This window comes from Mesorhizobium sp. M0029, assembly GCF_040323735.1.
Classification (GTDB): Bacteria; Pseudomonadota; Alphaproteobacteria; order Rhizobiales; family Rhizobiaceae; genus Mesorhizobium.
On sequence record NZ_JAMYVF010000028.1, the window covers coordinates 14,420 to 31,287 of the forward strand.

Sequence of the window (16,868 nt, forward strand, 5' to 3'; positions counted from 1 at the left end):
GACGATGGACAGCGTGAAATTCAGGGTGGCGCTTTCCGGTGATTTCCGCAGGCCGGACGGCTCGCCGACCTACCCAGATTTCGATCTGGAGCCGCTGCGCAATGCGACAGCTGTCGAGATGGTGTTCCTGGAGTCAAACAGTCCGCTTCGCGCCGACCAACTTGAGGATTTCGATGCGCTGATCCTCCTCGCCCATCGTTTCGATGCCACGAGTGTCCCCAGGAGCGGCCGCCTGGCCGTCGTTGCCCGCTTCGGGGTCGGCTACGACACTGTCGACGTTGAGGCATGCACCGCAGCCGGTATTGCCTTGGTTATCACGCCCGATGGCGTGCGACGGCCCGTCGCCGTATCCGTCGTCACCTTCATGCTGGCGCTGACCGGCAAGCTGCTGACAAAGGACGCGCTCACCCGCAAAGGGTCTGTTGGTTTTGAGAAGCGCTCCGAACATATGGGGGTCGGCCTCGTCGGGCGTACGCTTGGGTCGCTGGGCATCGGCAACATCGGTGCCGAGGTCTTCCGCTTGGCGAAGCCCTTTGACATGCAATTCATTGCCCATGACCCGTTTGCCGACAAGGGGGTCGCTGCCGACCTGGGCGTCGAGCTGGTAGGGCTGGAGGATCTGTTTCGCCGCGCCGACGTGCTGTCGGTGAGTTGCCCCCTGTCGTCCCAGACCCACCACATCGTCAATGCCGAGCGGATCGCCCTGATGAAGCCGACAGCTTACCTGATCAACACCGCGCGCGGCCCGATCGTCGACCAGAAAGCTCTGACGCAAGCACTGCAGGAGCGCCGCATCGCCGGCGCCGGTCTCGACGTGCTGGAACAAGAGCCTCCCGAGGCAGACGATGCGATCCTCAAACTCGACAATGTCATCCTGGCGCCGCACGCGCTTTGCTGGACCGACCAGTGCTTTGCCGGCAACGGTGCCGCGGACGTCAAAGCGGTAATGGAGGTGCAGCGCGGTCGCGAGCCGCGCGGCGTGGTCAATCGCGAGGTGCTTTCGAGCGAGCTGTGGAAGACCAGGCTGTCTGGGCTCGCCGCCCGCTTTGGAACCTAGGAGGACACTGATTTTCGGCGCGCCGCCGCGGCCTGTTTGCGGCGACCTTACGGGAGGAAATGCTTGACCGCTGCGCCGGCGGACGAGTGAAGCAAAAGGAAAATGGGAGGACCAAGCACTATGAACGATCGTGAAAAACGTGACTTTCAGGCAGGTCTCGAAGCAGAGGTCGACGCCTTCATGCGCGGCGAAACCACCCGCCGAACTTTCATCACCCGCTTCGGTCAGATGACCGGCATGTTGGCCGTGTCCGGCCCGCTGCTGGGGATGATGACCGATTGGGCGCTGGCGCAGCAAACATTGGAATTGGCGGACGGCACGTCGCCGCTCGGCCAGGCGCAGGCCGCAGCCCTGAAAGCATCGAAGGAAGGGCCTGCGGACGGTTCCGCCTTTCGCGCGGCGGAGGCGGCCAAGGCGCATTCGGGCGTCACCCTCAACATGACCTACGAGGCTGGCCTGCAGGCACTCGACCCGCGCAATTTCAGCGGGCCGATGTGGGAGCAGCTTACCGGGATGAAGTCGAATGTCGTCGAGCTGTCGAACCCGGACCAGTACTCCAAGGCGGTCGCCGAGCACATCGCCGGCTCGGGTGCCTATGACGTCCTCGACATCTCGCCGGCCTGGACGCCGTCGCTTGCCGATGGCGGCGTCATCGCCCCGCTAGACGACTACATCGCCAAATACATGAACCCGGCAGACCTGGAGGACTATCATCCCCTGTACAAGGCGCTGCCGACCTACAAGGGCAAGATCTGGGGGTTCTTCGACGACGGCGACATGTTCGCTCTCTACTACCGCAAGGACATTTTCGAGGATCCGAAAATGATGGAGGCTTACCAGGCGAAGTTCAACACCAAGCTTGGACCGCCCAAGACATGGGAAGAATATGCCCAGATCGCCCAGTTCATCACCGACCAGATGGCGCCAAAGGTCTATGGCGCGGGACATTTCCGCAAGGCGGGCAGCCCCGGCAATCAGTTCGACTTTCTGCAGCAGTACCGGGCCAACGGCGGAAAACTCTTCGGCGACGACATGAAGGCAGGTTTGGTTTCGGATGCCGGCGTCAAGACGCTGACAAACATGCTCGCCGCAAACAAGGCCTCGATCCCCGGCAACAACGAGCTCGACGCCGTCTCCTTGTGGGCGGCTTTCCTGACCGGCAAAGTCGCGATGATCTATTCCTGGCCTCCTAGCGGCCGTATGGCGGCGAACTATTCGCAGTCGGCCACGGCAATCAACTTCATTCCGCAGTCCCAAATCGCCGGCAAGGTCGGCTATGCCGTGGTTCCGGGAAATCCGGAACATGCCACCGGCTACAACAAGGCACTGTCGGCCGACTCGCCCAACCCTGAGGCGGCGTATCTGTTCATGCAGTGGGTATGCTCGCCACCCGTCTCGCTGGCACGTTGCATGCTGCCCTACGCGCTACGCGACCCGTACCGCATCTCGCACTTCAAGTCCGAGCTCTACGGCGCGCTCTTCCCGAGTGCCAAGGAGTACCTTGCCAACCTCAACAACTCGGCAAACGTCGGTCTGCTCGACCCGATCATGCCAGGCGCGCAGGACTACTTCTTGAGCATCGATCGCATGTGCACGGCGGTGTGGGCTGGTGCGGATCCGAAGGCGTCGCTTGAAACGGCGGCCGCCGAGTGGAACGAGACGACCGACCGACTGGGTGTGGATTCGCAGAAGGGCTTCTACACCGAGTTCTTGAAACTGCCTGGCGCCACCGCCGACAACACGGTGGAAAAACTTGGCATGGCGGTCACCCTCTGAAGGGAGGCGGACTCTCTGGAGCAATTGGTGTTGCGGGCGCTTGGCTCGCAACACCCCCCGCTAAGCGGCGATTGGATACGCCTATGCAGCCCACAGCCACGATCCGCCATTTGAAGGCCGCCGGCGCACCGCCCCGGCTGTCTGCCTTTGCCCAATGGGCTGACCGTCATTTCAAGTGGCTGCTGGTCGCCCCCGCTGTGCTGCTGATATTGGCACTGTCGATCTATCCGCTTCTGTTCTCGCTGGTGGTATCCTTCATCAACTACGACTTCCAGGTGCCGGGCCACGCCTTTGTCGGATTGAAGAACTTCGAGCGGGTCGTGTTCGATCCCGTAGCACGTTGGTCGCTGTTGCTGACAGCATCGCTGTCGGGCATCAGCGTCGCTATAGAATTCGTGCTCGGTCTCCTGGTGGCGCTGACAATGGTGCGCAGCTTTCCGGGCCGCGGTGTGATCATGTCGATCCTGATCGTGCCGCTGTTCATCAGCCCGGTCATCGTTGGCCAAGCCTGGACGCTGCTCTTACAGCGGCCTTTTGGACCGACCAACTATGTCCTGACGCAACTATTGGGGCAGGAGGTTACGATCGGCTGGATGACGGAGCGCCCGTGGCTCTACGTCTCGCTGATCATCGCCGATGTCTGGCAGTGGACGCCGTTCATGTTCGTCATCCTGCTCGCCGGGCTGACCGCAATCCCACCCAATCTCTATGAGGCGGCAGAACTCGACGGCGTCAACGCCTGGCAGGTTTTTTGGGCGATCACGCTCCCGCATCTCGGGTCGATGATGCTGCTGGCGCTGACCTTCCGTCTGCTCGACGCAATCCGTATGTTCGATACCATTTTCATCATGACAGGGGGTGGCCCAGGAACACAAACCTACACGGCCTCCTATTATCTTTATACCACAGGCTTCACGCAGTTTCATCTGTCGCAGGCAACAGCAGGAAGTTGGCTGTTCCTGATCTTTACGGCGCTCATCGTGACGTTGCTGGTGCGTCGGCTCTTGAAGGTGGAACCGGTCTGATGGCCGCCGTCGCGCCCGCCCGCCGCAGGAAACGCCGGTCGTTGCCGATCGGCCGAATTGTGCTGCTGGGGTTCTTCCTGGTGTTCGTGCTGTGGCCGCTCTACTGGATGTTCAACACCTCCATCAAGCCCAGCGACGACTACCTCACCGTACCGCCTGTCTGGTTCCCCGCCGCTCCGACGCTTGTCCACTACAAAGCTGCGCTGTTCGCCTATCGTGGTCTGGACGGGCTCATCAACAGCCTGATTATTTCGCTTTCGGCCACGGTGCTTTCGGCGCTGCTCGGCACGCTGATGGCCTATAGCCTGGCGCGCTACGACACCGGCGGCAAGCATCTGTCTTTCTGGGTGCTGTCGCAGCGCTTTTTGCCGCCGATCGGGATCGTGCTGCCGGTGTTCCTGATCTATCGCCAGGTCGGGCTCTACGACACTCATGTCGGCCTGATCATCGCCTATACGGTCTTCACGCTGCCGGTCTCGGTGTGGATGATGTTCGCCTATTTCCGCGGCATGCCGAAGTCGATGGAGGAGGCGGCCCTCGTCGATGGCTGCACGAGATGGGAGGCGTTCTGGCGCGTTGCCGTGCCGCTCGCAGCACCGGGCATCGTCGCGGCGGCTGTCTTCGCCTTCATTGCATGCTGGACGGAGTTCTTCTTCGCTCTGATCTTGACCAGCCGAACTGCCTTTACACTGCCAACGGTCTTCCGCGCCTTCATCGGCTTCCAGGGCGCGCAATATGGCGAAGCCGCGGCCCTTGCCATCGTCTCCCTTGTGCCATCGATCGCCCTTGGGGTGCTTGCTCAACGTCATCTGGTGCGCGGGCTGACGCTCGGCGCCGTTCGCGGTTAGGAAAGCTCCCGCATGGCCGAAGTCAAAATTACCGGCTTGCACAAGCGCTACGGCGCGTTCCATGCCGTGCGCGGGATCGACCTGGACATTCGCGACGGCCAGTTCACCGTTCTGGTTGGACCGTCCGGCTGCGGCAAGTCCACGCTGCTCCGGACCATCGCCGGCCTGGAGGAGATATCGGAAGGCACGATCGAGATCGGCGGCGAGGTGGTCAATGATTTCCGGCCGCGCGATCGCGACGTGGCAATGGTGTTTCAAGATTATGCGCTCTATCCGCATATGAGCGTGGCCAAGAACATTGGCTTCGGCCTCAAGGCTCGCAAGATGCCGAAGCCAGAGGTCGAGGTGCGCGTGGCCGAGGCGGCACGCATGCTTGGCATCACTCCCTTGCTGGGGCGTTTTCCGCGCCAATTATCCGGCGGCCAGCGCCAGCGCGTCGCCATCGGCCGCGCCATAGTCCGCAACCCGCGCATCTTTTTGTTCGACGAGCCGCTGTCCAACCTCGACGCACAGCTTCGCGACGAAATGCGCGGCGAAATCAAACGCCTTCACCAGGACATTGCGACAACGATGATCTACGTCACCCATGACCAGATCGAAGCGATGACGTTGGCTGACCGCATCGTGCTGATGCGCGACGGGTTGATAGAGCAGCAGGGCGCGCCACTCGAGTTGTTCGAGCACCCGGCCTCAACGTTCGTCGCTGGGTTCCTGGGTTCGCCGCGGATGAGCTTCCTGCCAGGTACCCTTGCCTTGGACGCAGGCGCCGCTGCCATCCGGCTCGCGGATGCACTGCTGCCTTTAGCGCGCGGCAGGGGGCTGAAGGGCGTCGCGGACGGACAGCAGGTGCTGCTCGGGTTGAGGCCAGAACACCTCACTCGTGCGCACACTGCAACGCCGGAGCAGGGCACGTTTCGCTATGAGGCAACGATCGACCTGCTGCAGCCGACCGGCTCGCGCAGTTACGCGACATTCCGACTGGCCGGCGCGCCGGTGATGGCTGAGCTGCAGGCGCACGATGTCAGCCGTCCGGGCGAGAAGCTTGCGATCGACATCAACATGAACCGGGCCTCGATCTTCGACGCCACGACGGAGCGCGCAATTTGACCTCGGCAGCTTCCCTGGCAGTCCGCTTGTGTGGCACCGAAGAGCTCGAGGCACCGCTGCGCACGCTGCGCGCCGGATCCTTGTCGGTCGCGTTCGACAATGGGGCGTTGCGTTACATCCACGTTGGGACGATCGAGGTCTTGCGCGGAATCTCGTTTCTTGTACGGGACGAAAACTGGGGAACATGTACCACCGTTCTCGATGATCTGCGGATCGACGAGAGGCCGGATGCGTTCGCCATTGAATACCGTGCAACATGTGCTGCAACATCCGGCCGCCTGATTTACCGGGCGCGCGTCTCAGGCCGTGGCGATGGTGCGCTGTCGTTTGTGGCGGAGGCAGAGCCCGAGACCGACCTTTTGACGAATCGGACCGGCTTCGTCGTCCTTCATCCGATCGAGGGCTTAGCCGGCAAGCCGATAAAGGTGCTGCATGAGGATGGTCACGACGAGCTATCGTTCTTGCCGGACCACATCGATCCAAAATGTCCGTTCACCGACATCCGGGCGTTGTCGCACGAGATCGCGCCTGGGATCTGGGCGACATGCACCATGGAGGGTGATGCCTTTGAGATGGAGGACCAACGCAATTGGTCTGACGCCTCGTATAAAACATATGTCCGCCCTCTGCGTCGCCCGTGGCCTTACAGACTGCCCAGGGGCCAGAAATTCACGCAGGCCGTCCGGCTTCACGTGTCAGGAACGCTCCCTGCCGGGACGTCTGAAAATCGCAATCCACTCATCAACCTGACGATCGGCGGACCAGTCGGCCGAGTGCCCCGCACTGGCGTCGGCGTCGCCGCCGACGAGGCAAAGCACGCGCTCGAAACCCCCGAGCTCCTACGACGAATGGCTCCCCAGTGGATGGTCTGCCAGGTCGATCTCCGGATCGCACACGGCCAGGACGAACTAGAAAGCTACGCCGCGCTCGCACGGCTGACCGGCGCTGGAGTGGTCCTCGAGATTATCACCAAGGGCACGCGCGATCCATTCGGCGAATTGGCGCCGGTCGCGGATGCTGTCCACTCACTCGGCCTCAAACTAGAAGCTGTCTCCGTCTTTCCGGCGCAGGACATGACATCCGTACAGCCGGGAGCACCGTGGCCGACTATGCCCAGCTTCCACGAAAGCTACTCCGCCGCTCGCCGGGCTTTCCCGGGCATCGCGCTGGGCGGCGGCATGGCCGCTTACTTCACCGAACTCAACCGCAAGCGTCCGCCAGCCGAAGCGCTCGACTACGTGACCTTCACCACCTGTCCAAGCGTGCACGCCGCAGATGATGTCTCGGTGATGGAGACACTTCAGGCAATCCCCCATCTAATCCGCTCCGCGCATGCTTTCATGGGGGAACGCTTGCCACTGCGTATCGGTCCCATCCAGCTCGGCTGCCGTGAGAACCCATACGGAAAATCCACTGCGCCGAATGAAGCGAACGCTCGCGTCTGTCTATCGCGCATTGATCCTCGTCAGCGCGGGCTGTTCAATGCGGCTTGGACTGTCGGATATTTCGCGGCCTGCGCTCGCGAAGGAATCGAGGCCGTCGCGTTCGGTGACTTCGCCGGCCCCTTTGGCCAAATCCATAGGAAGGCTGATTTCGTGCAGCCATGGTATGACCAGCAGGATGGCCCAACGGTCTATCCCGCTTTCCATGTCTTGGCTGGTCTCTCAAAGCTCGGCGGAGCCACCTTGCTGTCCGTACGAACTTCCGGCGCTGACGGCGTCGCCACGATCGCGGCTGAACAAGATCGCCGCGTGACCCTGTGGGTCGCTAACCTTACCGCCAAGACGCAATCTGTGCGGCTTTCGGATTCGCCGAGCAGCGCCCGCATTGCTCTTCTCGGCGCCGAGCAGTTCGAGCGGGCGGCAACCGATCCCGACTTCATGGAAAGTTCCGCAAGACCGCTGGATGATCAAAGCATCTCGCTTGGCGCCTACGCCGTCGCGCGAGTCGACCTCGATCGATCGTCTTAGGCCTAGCCGATGTTCGCTGTTTGGCCAAACCCCCGTAAAGATGAGGGTGGTAGTTCCATACTCTAAGGCAGCGCGTGGAATCCATCTCGCTTATACGTTGTACTATCGCGACGGCGACCAGGCTCGCCAGGTTCCGCCTGCCGAGACGCCAAGTTTTGAGGCCGCTCGCGCCGAAGCGATCCGTTGCGGAATCGGCCTGTTGGCTGATCTGGGCGATGACGATATGACCGGATGGTTAGTGCGCATGCGCGATCAGGCAGGCAACGAGCTTTGCACGATCAACGTCTGCGAGGCCGAAGCCGCACCGCAAACGGAAACAAGCCGGTTAGGCAGCACCGCTCACGTCTGTGTCGATATGCCGGCCCTTATTCAATTAGATCGTCGCCGGTCGGAACTTTTGTGATGTTGAGCCCTTGTCCATTGAACAGTGGAGGTACCAATGGCTAACCTGGGAAAATTGGCGATCGCGATGCTCGGCGTCTTGGCATACCAAAATCGCGACAAGATCGGCGACATGATCCGTGGAGCGGGCGATCGCAACCCAAATGATCCGCAAGGCGGGATTCTGGATCAGCTTTCAAAAGGCGTTTCGGGGACCGCGCTTGGCGATATTCTCGACCGGTTCAGAGGGGCAGGCGCCGGATCGAAGGTCGATTCGTGGGTAGGCACCGGGCCGAACGAGCCGATCCAGCCAAGCGAGGTGGAAGCAGCCATAGACGAAGACACCCTGACTTCCCTCTCGATGCAGACCGGCCTATCGCGCGAGGAGCTCATAAGCCGGATCACGCGAGATTTGCCTGAGGCCGTCAGCAAGATGACGCCTACTGGTGAATTGCCCGTTGAGGCGCCGAAAAGCTCCGGTGAGACGACCTTGCTCGACGACGTGCCATCGCACAGGACGCAAGCGAATTCAGGCGGTCAAAGCGATATCTAAGGTGACGGCTATCCATCAGGGAGAGATACTAAATCGTACTGGCGCGCGAGTTGGCATGATCGGGCAGGGCGGTCACGATGGTCATACAGCAAACGTACTTGCCGAGTTGGATCTATTGGCCGCGCTACTCGATTCCCGCTGGCGCATTCCAGGCACATCAATTCGTTTTGGACTGGATGCGCTCGTAGGTCTGGTTCCCGTACTCGGAGATGCGGCGACGGGCATTGTCTCGGCCTACATCGTCTTGCGAGCTCGAAACGTCGGTGCCGGAAATGGGTTGGTCGCCCGCATGCTAGGCAACGTGCTGCTGGATACGCTCGTAGGAAGTGTCCCAATTCTCGGCTCGATCTTCGACGTCTATTTTAAGGCGAACAATCGCAACATCACTCTGCTGCGCCGTCACATCAACAAGTGAGGCGGATAACCAATCGTCGCGATGCAATTCTTCTAAAAGGCTCGGAACCGACAGGGGCGCTGGGGCTTGAGTCGCGATTCCTGGAGTCGCGAGCATATGACCAGTGCCATTGACCGGCTTTCGTTCATCGAGTTCCAATCGCCCACACTGGTCGAGAAAGCTCCCGAAGGCGGAGATTGGCTTCACGAGATCAAATATGACGGCTACAGGACGCAGCTGGTCGTTGAAGGCGGAAAGGCGCGAGCATTCACGCGTCGCGGCTACGATTGGTCCCACCGTTACAAGAGGATTGTTCAGGCCGCGGCAAGCCTGCCGGTCAAATCCGCTATCATCGATGGTGAAGCTGTCGTCCTGGGCGACACCGGCCTGCCGGACTATCAAGCCCTGGAACGTGAGCTGGGCAACCCAAGTTCGCTGCGGATGACTCTCTACGCTTTCGACCTCCTGTACCTCGATGGCCGTGATCTACGGGAACAACCGTTAGTGAAGCGCAAGGCTGCGCTGAAGAAGCTGCTGACCGAAACCGAGCCAACCCTGACTTATGCCGAGCATCTGGAGGTGAACGGCAAGGATATGTTCGACCATGCCTGCCGGATGGGCATAGAGGGAATCGTATCCAAGCGAGCGGATGCTCACTACCGCTCGGGCGTCCAGACCAGTTGGGTCAAGGTCAAATGTGTCAAGAGCGACACTTTTCCAATCGTGGCTTTCGTCGAGAAACTTGGCGCGCAGCCGCGCCGCATCGCATCGTTGTACATCGGCAGGCGAGAGGGCGACCGGCTGCTTTATGCCGGGAAGGCCCAGACCGGCTATACGCTGGACGCAGCCCGGCGCGTTAGGGAGCGGCTTGATCCGCTTGTAATCGCCAAGTCACCGCTGTCGGAGCCGATCAAGAAGCCCAAGGCGACATGGGTCGAACCAGACGTTCTTGCCGAGGTGCAATTCAGTGGCGTGTCGGACCGGGGCATCTTGCGTGAGGCGGTCTTCAAGGGACTCCGCGAGGACCTTCAGGCAATCCCGCCCAAGCCTCCATCGCCGTCCAAGCGGAGGTCGGAAGGACAACACGGCGTCCCGCGCGAGAACATTCTCCAGCTGCTACCCGATGCGGTTGCACCTTCCAAGGAAGAGCTGGCAGACTATTGGCGGCGGGTCGCTGATCAAGTTCTAGTTCATCTCGTTCGGCGACCGCTGAAGCTGGTCCGCCACGCCTCCGGCGCAACCTTCTATCACAAGGGACCGCTACCTCGGATACCGTCGTCCGTGCACCAGCTCCGCGTTCAAAAGCGCGAAGGCGGCGAAGGCGTTCGGGTATGGATAGATGACATGGATGGTCTGCTTGGCTTGGTCGAGATGGATGCCGTTGAGCTTCATCCTTGGAACGCGACGATTGAAGACATCGAACATGCGGACCGGCTCGTCCTCGACCTCGATCCCGGAGAAGGCGTGCCATGGGACGCTGTGATCGAGGCCACGCTGGCGCTACGGGGCATCTTGGAAGCGGCAGGCTTGGAGAGCTGGCCAAAGGTCACTGGCGGCAAAGGCATCCACTTGATGGCCCCGCTCGTTGCGAAGATGACCCATGACAGCGCCCGGAAACTGGCCAAGTCGCTCGCCCACCGTCTGGTTGATACCTATCCTGACCGATACCTGTTGTCAGCTGACCCCGCAGCCCGAGGAGGCCGGATCTTTCTCGACTATCTCCGCAACGGACGGGGCAATACCGCAATAGGCGCTTTTTCCCCGCGAGCGCGGCCCGGCTTCCCAATTGCCCACCCGGTCACATGGAAGCAAGTCGAGGCGGGCATCCGGCCAGACGTTTTCACGCTCGCGCAGCCTTTCAAGCCCGCTCGTCGAAAAGCCGCGTGATGCGTCGCGACCATCAGCCGATATCAGCCCGTTTTCTTGCCTCGCGTTCGAGCCTCTTCCGGTCGTTGCCGTGTTCTCTGATTAGTTCGCGGACCTGTTCTGGCGTGATACGATGCTGTTTGGCGAAATAGCGAACCTCATAATCTTCATCGACTGATACACGATTGCGATCTCGAAAATCACGCTTGCTCTTATCGTCTGCCATCATCTTTCCTCCTGATCAGAGAAACAACGACCGACGTTGTATGTTCCCGGCGCCTCACTTCGGCCGCCAGAGCGCGGGCTGTCCGACCGTACTGGGGCCGCAGGCATTGCGAAGGTGATCTGGCGAAAGTTGGTTGGCCAAAGGCGAGGGTGTTTCGTTTGCTGTTCGGGATAGCTGACCGTCGATCGAGCCTGTCTGCGGGCCTCTTGGTTTTTTACGACGCCAGTCGGAACCCAGACGGGTCGCGGATGATTCAGATGCGCATCCGGGCTATCAACGAGGATCGTGAGCAAAATGGCGGGGGGTGACCACGAAGGCGACAAAACTGCGCTCCGGGAGCCCAAAGTTTCGTCTAGGACGCATGACCCGGGTCACAGCGCCGCGGCACGAGTTCGACTTCATCACCAAGGTCGGCCGCATAGACCACGCCGGAGCTCTCGCAATGTTGCAGAGGCATATGGGAGATATAGAGGCGGTCTTTTTCGGAACTGATGTTTTGGCTAAAGCGCTAGACCAGCCTGCCGAGTGACGCTCAGTTAATCCCTATCGCGGCGCCCAGCCAGCCTTTCCGTTGCCGCTCAGTAAGCCGGCACAAGGCGCGTGTTTCGCAACGGCAAGGCCATGGTGAACTGCAAGCCGTCACGATGGTAGTTCAATTCGATCTTGGCGTTGCATTGCACGGTCACGACTTTTTCCAGAAGTGTCGTGCCAAACCCCCGGCGACTGGGCTGCTCGACTTTCGGCCCATCTCGTTCCCGCCAGTCAAGATTGACGATCTGTGTATCGCCGGACCCGCCTAACGACCAGCGGACATCAAGGCGGCCTCCCGTTTGCGAAAGCGCGCCAAACTTCGACGAATTGGAGGCCAGTTCGTGGAAAGCCATCCCGACAGGGACCGCAATGTCGGCGACTAGCGCTACGTTCGGGCCTTCCAGAACGATACGCGGCCTGTCGCGCGTCTCATAGTGGTCAAGCTCGCTTTCGAGCAGCTTGTGCAGGGAGGCAGTCTGCCAATAATCGTCGGTAAGCATCGAATGGGTCTGGGCCAGGGAAACGAGCCTGGCTGAAAAATCGCGTACGAAATCATCGACGTTGCCGCTCGACTTGGCCGTCGCGCCCATCATGGCGCGAACGTTGGCCAGCGTGTTCTTGACGCGGTGATGCAGCTCGCGGATGAGCAATTTCTGCCGATCGGCGACCTCCCGCTTCTGTTCGATGTAGGACTGGACCTCACGCTGGCGGGCGCGGGCACGCAAGGCGGAGCGCACCGAGTTGGCGAGGCTCGAAGCCAGAAATGGCCGTTCAAGCACGATCAGATAGCGGTCCAGAAATGCCATCCGCGTGTCGACTTCGTTCCCCCGCATCGTCAGAAGCACGATCGGAAAATCCGACCATGCGGGTTGGGCTTCAAGCCAGGCCGCAAACTGCGTTCGATCGGAACTGAGCAGGGCCTCCTCGGCCACGACAAGGCACTGAGCCTCGTCGAGAAGCGGCACTGCCTCTTCCAAGCTGCCGCACACACGCGAGGCAATCTGGTTTGTAGCCAGGATGGAGGCCGCGATCCTCGCGTCACGGCCAAGCGGCGCCAGCACGAGAACGGCGGGGCTGGACGACATCATAACGCCTTGTCCCTCAGAAGGTCTGTCGGCTTGCCTTCAAATTCCGGAGATCCCATCAGGATGCCGCGGAATTGTTCCAGTGGCTCACCTACGGCCACGCCGTTACCGCCGATTTTAAACTCACGAATCGTCTCTTCGTGGGGGCCGACACGTTTCTTGACAACGGAAATCGCGCGTCTCAACTGACCTGCGTTCTCGAAGAAGCGCAGAAGCATGATGGAATCGCAGAGATAGGTCATGTCGACCGGCGCTGCCGTTTGCCCAAACAGCCCGTGATTGGCCAACAGCAGGATCGTCGCCACTGCCTTCTGATTGAGATAGGTGAGGATCTCGTGCATCTGAAGCACCAGATGTTGTTCTTCGGACATGGCATTGAGATAGCCAGTTAGGCTGTCGATCACGACGATCCGCACATTGGATTCTTCGACGGCCGCTTGGATGCGCGAAGACAATTCGCCTGGTGAAAGCTCAGCCGGATTGACAGATTCAAGCATCAGCGTGCCGTCCTCGGCAAACGGCTCCAGGTCCATGCCGAGCCCGGCGGCGCGCGCCAAGAAGATGCGCTTTGTCTCGTCAAACAACAGCACCAGCACACGCTCGCCACGCTCGAGTGCGGCATAGCAATAGGTGCAGGCAATTGTAGACTTGCCAACGCCAGACGGCCCCATCAGCATCGTGCTGGTACCACGGGCCAGCCCGCCGCCAAGCAGGGTGTCGATCCGGTTGTTGCTCATGGCCGGCGTATCATGCTCGGCCACCTCATGCTCGGCTGCAACGAGCCGCGGATAGGCGATAACGCCGCCTGGGCGAATGACGAAATCGTGAAAGCCGCCCCGGATCTGCACGCCGCGCATTTTGATCACGCGTAGCCGCCGACGCTCTCCACCATAGACGGGCGACAGCTGCTCCATCCGAATGACGCCGTGACTGATCGAATGCAAATTGAGGTCATCCTGCTCAGCGGTCAGGTCGTCGAGCATAAGCACCGTCACATTGTTGAGCATGAAGAAGCTCTTCAATGCCAACACCTGGCGCCGATACCGCAGTGACCCTTGCGATAAAAGTCGAATTTCAGAGAGCGAATCGAACACCACGCGATCGGGTCTGACGCGTCCGATCTCGGCCATGGCAGACTGCACGGTTTCGCCGAGTTCCAATTCCGAGGAATGGATCAATGTCTGTAGCTGCGCAGGATCGAAACTGAGCTCCGGCGGCACAAGTTCAAGAATTTGCACCCCCTTCAGATCCCAGCCGTGACGGCCAGCAACCGAGAGCAGTTCGCGCTTGCTTTCTGACAAAGTGATGTAAAGGCATGTCTCGCCATTCTTGGCGCCCTCGATCAAAAACTGGAGGCCAAGAGTGGTTTTTCCAGAACCTGGTTTCCCTTCGATGAGATGGGAGCGGTTCCTGGCGTAGCCGCCACGAAGAATGTAGTCGAGGCCGCTAACTCCAGTTGTGATCGCCGAGGCGTCGTCTCTGTCCAACTAATCCCCCAATGTAATTTCGAGAACCAGATAACGACGGGCACCTTTCGCGGTTCCACGTCTCTCGGTGAGCGCCCTTGTCGTGAGACTCACGAAAAGGCGACAAGAAACGCGGCAAAAAAGGGCGCCGTACCTCTCGGAGCCCTTTTTCAAGTTCAGTTTGGAACCGGCGACCTACCAGCCTTGCCGGCCATACCAGTCATCGATGTCGCGCCGAGCGCGGTCCTTCTCAATGCCGTAGCGCTCCTGAATCTTGCCTTCCAACTGATCGCGGTTACCGGCAATACGGTCCAGATCATCGTCTGTGAGTTTGCCCCACTGTTCCTTGACCTTGCCCTTTACCTGCTTCCAATTGCCTTCGACACGGTTCCAGTCCATGGCACCTATCCTTGTTTGTTTCGGACTGAGAAAAACGCCGTAACGCTACCGGAGTTCCCGTCAAGTTTGAGCAGATCGACCGATCGAAGCGTGGCGAGGTAGGCGGCCCCGAAGCAACCCGCTCTGGAACGCGATGATGGCTTGCCGCGCCGGCTGTGTTCTCCACACTCTTGGCCACAGTCGCTCGCGAGACCAGCTTCGTTGGACAAACAGCGACAGGGATAGCGTGAAGCCAACTATGCTGCGTTGGTCATCCAAGCCTGGCGTCAGATACTAATTCTTGCTGTCGGGAGCCATGTTCCCTGCGGCTTTTGCCCTGAAGCGCCTTACCCGGCTGCGTGTGCCGCAGCTCTCATCCGAGCACCACCGTCTGCGCCCGCCACGCGAGGTGTCGATGAAAAGCCAACCGCAGTTCGGCCCGGTGCACTCGCGCACGCGGCGGCGGTCATTCCTGGACACCAAAAACTCGGCTGTCTCAAAGGCCACGCGGTGGCCGATCGTGTTCAGACTGGCTGCGTCGGTCCACTGCCAAGCGAGGCGGTCGCCGGACGGGAAAAGCGAGCGCTTCGGCAGGGCTAGGGCGACTGCATCGCGCACGATTTGCAAGGCATCGTCCGGCACCCGGGCGCCTGCCGCCTCGGCCTGGAGAGCCGCGTAAACGGCCTCGCGCAAAATCTTGGCCTTTTCCAATGCCGCCTCCGCAAGGAGCGGGCGGGCGGAAGCCTCCGCGAGCAGTGCTCGCGCCTCATCGACGTCGATCAAATCGGCACGTCCAGCCCAGACGACCAGGTCGGCATAGGTCTGCAAGAGGTCTGGCCCCCACACATCGCGTCGCGCGTCGACCGTGTTGACGAAGTCCAAGCAGGGGTGACCGCCAACCATGCGCATGTCGACGATAGTCTTCGCACCATCCATCCCGGAAACATCGGTTGGCGGAACCGTATTGGCAAGAGGCCGTTGTAACGAAATAAACGTCTTTTGGCCGTTACGACGAACCAACAACGCCCAGCGAAGGCTGCTTCCGATGAACCGCAACACAGCGACATTTCTGGTTTTATGTGTGATCTGGGGCACCACGTGGATCGGTATCAAGGCAGGGATCGCCACCGTGCCGCCTCTGATGTTCGCAGGCACGCGTTTTACAGTAGCCGGCTTGCTGATCCTCAGCGCGACGCGCCTAAGGGGCGCTGCTCTACCACGGGTGGCGAAAAGGAGTTGGCCGCGTCTTTTCGTTGTTACGTTGTTCATGATTCCGCTTTGCTATGGCCCACTCTTTTGGGGCATGCTCTACGTCGATACGGGCACCGCGGCTGTTCTTGAGCTTTCGCTGACCCCCGTCACGCTGCTTGGGTTTGCGTTGCTTCTGGGGGACGAACGCTATGACGGCCGCAGGCTCTTTGCGATTTTGCTCGGTGCGGCCGGTCTGTGCGTCCTGTTCGGGCCCGAAGCCTATGCTAGTTGGACACACGCAGACCAGCAGGGCAGGGGGCTCCGGCTGCTGGCGATGACAGCGGTGGCGTCGGCAGCTTTAATCTATGCATGGGGTTCGGTGCTCGCGCGGCCGCTTCTTGAGGTATATTCATCGGACTTCATCGCCGGCTTCACCACCCTTTTCGGGGGCGCATTCCTAATTCTCATCTCACTCGTTGTGGAGCCAGGCGCGACCGCGGCTCTAAAAGGCAATTGGGGCTGGCCGGCCTGGGTCGGGTGGCTGTTCCTCGTGCTGTTTGGTTCGTTCATAGGCTACACTCTATTTATCCGGCTCCTGCACGAAATCGGCGCCTCGCGCGCCGGAGCATTTGCCTTCGTCTCACCCGTCATTGCCGTCGTGCTTGGCATCATCACCTACGGCGAGGAGGTTAGCCTGATCGACATCATCGGCATGGCTATCATGCTCTTCGCAGCGTTTCTTGCGCTACGCGAGCGCAAACAGGAAACATCATCCGCTTCCCCGCCGTTGATTCCACGCTCCGCGCGGGCTGATGGCAGAATATGAAAGACGGCGCGCGCATCCAGCCGCCAATCAGCCTTGAGATGGAAAAGCACAAGGTTCGCGTCTATGCGAAAAGAGGGCTCTCCCGGCAGCGTATCCCGCCTACCACCGGCGGCGAGGAAAGCTCCAGCCCATACGACAACACTAGTCGGCGAGGGATTTTGCCGAGTTGCTGTCAAGATTGCAGGCGG

At 60.5% G+C, this 16,868-nt stretch carries 16 protein-coding genes; 11 read left to right on the forward strand and 5 right to left on the reverse strand.

Annotation, left to right across the window (positions count from 1 at the left end):
* Positions 1-4 precede the first annotated feature (4 nt).
* From NKJ76_RS29500 to ligD, 10 genes are all read left to right on the forward strand, one after another.
* Entirely contained in the window at positions 5-1,057 is a 1,053-nt protein-coding gene (locus tag NKJ76_RS29500; protein WP_352539010.1) for an NAD(P)-dependent oxidoreductase, read from the forward strand.
* A 120-nt stretch (positions 1,058-1,177) separates the two neighbouring features.
* Positions 1,178-2,833, forward strand: a complete 1,656-nt coding sequence (locus tag NKJ76_RS29505; RefSeq protein ID WP_023689443.1) for an extracellular solute-binding protein — start codon at positions 1,178-1,180, stop codon at positions 2,831-2,833.
* An 83-nt stretch (positions 2,834-2,916) separates the two neighbouring features.
* The gene (locus NKJ76_RS29510) at positions 2,917-3,858 is read left to right on the forward strand and encodes a carbohydrate ABC transporter permease (RefSeq protein ID WP_352539011.1); all 942 of its coding nucleotides are present in this window, start codon (positions 2,917-2,919) and stop codon (positions 3,856-3,858) included.
* A complete protein-coding gene (locus tag NKJ76_RS29515) occupies positions 3,858-4,706 on the forward strand; it encodes a carbohydrate ABC transporter permease (protein ID WP_031203317.1) in 849 nt (282 codons plus the stop codon). The genes NKJ76_RS29510 and NKJ76_RS29515 overlap by 1 nt, the downstream gene beginning before the upstream one ends.
* A 12-nt stretch (positions 4,707-4,718) precedes the next feature.
* Positions 4,719-5,813, forward strand: a complete 1,095-nt coding sequence (locus tag NKJ76_RS29520) for an ABC transporter ATP-binding protein (RefSeq protein ID WP_023669457.1) — start codon at positions 4,719-4,721, stop codon at positions 5,811-5,813.
* Positions 5,810-7,783 (forward strand): D-apionate lactonase family protein, encoded by a 1,974-nt coding sequence (locus NKJ76_RS29525; RefSeq protein ID WP_023689442.1) that lies wholly within the window; start codon positions 5,810-5,812, stop codon positions 7,781-7,783. Before NKJ76_RS29520 ends, NKJ76_RS29525 begins: the two co-directional genes overlap by 4 nt.
* Before the next feature lie 97 nt (positions 7,784-7,880).
* Entirely contained in the window at positions 7,881-8,186 is a 306-nt protein-coding gene (locus NKJ76_RS29530; RefSeq protein ID WP_023689441.1) for a DUF6894 family protein, read from the forward strand.
* A gap of 36 nt (positions 8,187-8,222) precedes the next feature.
* On the forward strand, positions 8,223-8,717 hold the full coding sequence (locus NKJ76_RS29535; RefSeq protein WP_023682271.1) for a YidB family protein: 495 nt from the start codon (positions 8,223-8,225) through the stop codon (positions 8,715-8,717).
* 55 nt (positions 8,718-8,772) lie between these two features.
* Positions 8,773-9,132: a DUF4112 domain-containing protein gene (locus NKJ76_RS29540; protein ID WP_032905106.1), complete on the forward strand. Its 360-nt coding sequence runs from the start codon at positions 8,773-8,775 to the stop codon at positions 9,130-9,132.
* Positions 9,133-9,228: 96 nt separating this feature from the next.
* The gene (gene ligD / locus NKJ76_RS29545; protein ID WP_023805135.1) at positions 9,229-10,998 is read left to right on the forward strand and encodes a DNA ligase D; all 1,770 of its coding nucleotides are present in this window, start codon (positions 9,229-9,231) and stop codon (positions 10,996-10,998) included.
* 13 nt (positions 10,999-11,011) lie between these two features.
* Here the strand turns inward: ligD and NKJ76_RS29550 are convergent, their stop codons facing one another.
* The 5 genes from NKJ76_RS29550 to NKJ76_RS29570 all read right to left on the reverse strand — a co-directional run bounded on the left by NKJ76_RS29550 (position 11,012) and on the right by NKJ76_RS29570 (position 15,722).
* A complete protein-coding gene (locus NKJ76_RS29550) occupies positions 11,012-11,203 on the reverse strand; it encodes a DUF3606 domain-containing protein (protein WP_023715431.1) in 192 nt (63 codons plus the stop codon).
* Positions 11,204-11,781: 578 nt separating this feature from the next.
* A complete protein-coding gene (locus NKJ76_RS29555; protein ID WP_023669464.1) occupies positions 11,782-12,822 on the reverse strand; it encodes a sensor histidine kinase in 1,041 nt (346 codons plus the stop codon).
* Complete coding sequence (locus NKJ76_RS29560; protein ID WP_023669465.1) at positions 12,819-14,306, reverse strand: ATPase domain-containing protein; 1,488 nt, start codon at positions 14,304-14,306, stop codon at positions 12,819-12,821. Before NKJ76_RS29560 ends, NKJ76_RS29555 begins: the two co-directional genes overlap by 4 nt.
* 174 nt (positions 14,307-14,480) lie before the next feature.
* Positions 14,481-14,684: a CsbD family protein gene (locus tag NKJ76_RS29565; RefSeq protein ID WP_023669466.1), complete on the reverse strand. Its 204-nt coding sequence runs from the start codon at positions 14,682-14,684 to the stop codon at positions 14,481-14,483.
* A gap of 273 nt (positions 14,685-14,957) precedes the next feature.
* Positions 14,958-15,722 carry a CGNR zinc finger domain-containing protein gene (locus NKJ76_RS29570; RefSeq protein ID WP_156940987.1) on the reverse strand — a complete coding sequence of 255 codons (765 nt, stop codon included), beginning with the start codon at positions 15,720-15,722 and terminating at the stop codon, positions 14,958-14,960.
* Here NKJ76_RS29570 and NKJ76_RS29575 point away from each other — a divergent pair.
* Complete coding sequence (locus NKJ76_RS29575; protein WP_023805137.1) at positions 15,709-16,680, forward strand: DMT family transporter; 972 nt, start codon at positions 15,709-15,711, stop codon at positions 16,678-16,680. The two genes, NKJ76_RS29570 and NKJ76_RS29575, sit on opposite strands and share 14 nt — an antisense overlap.
* Positions 16,681-16,868: the final 188 nt, after the last annotated feature.